This window comes from Pseudomonas persica (assembly GCF_900291015.1).
Classification (GTDB): domain Bacteria; phylum Pseudomonadota; class Gammaproteobacteria; order Pseudomonadales; family Pseudomonadaceae; genus Aquipseudomonas.
Genome location: NZ_OLKL01000085.1, coordinates 1 through 313 on the forward strand (window position 1 = coordinate 1; position 313 = coordinate 313).

Annotated in this window: 1 protein-coding gene; it reads right to left on the bottom strand. The window is 59.1% G+C overall.

Annotated features, from left to right (window positions below):
- Window positions 1-34 precede the first annotated feature (34 nt).
- On the bottom strand, window positions 35-313 hold a 279-nt coding region (locus tag FQ664_RS25795), incomplete at its 5' end, for a DUF1090 domain-containing protein (RefSeq protein ID WP_144175835.1).

Here is a 313-nt window from a genome sequence, read left to right on the forward strand (position 1 = left end):
CTCCTACAATGATCGCGTTTGCCCGGTCGGAGCCTCAGCGATCCAGATCCTCCACCGCTTCCTGTAGTTCCTTGCGCGACTCGGCCAGCTTGTCCTTGCGCTTGTTGATCTTCTCCGAATCGCCTTTCTTCTCGGCTTTCTTCAAGTCCTTTTCCCGCTGCGCCACTTCGTGACGGGCGTCGAGCACCTTCTGCTCACGTTCCTTGCGCAGGCCGGCGTCGGTGCAGTTATCGACCCCTCGCAGTGCCTCTTCAAGCCCTGCGGCCTGTTCGTTGTTGCCGTGGTCACGGGCAATCTTCAACTGGTTCTCGAT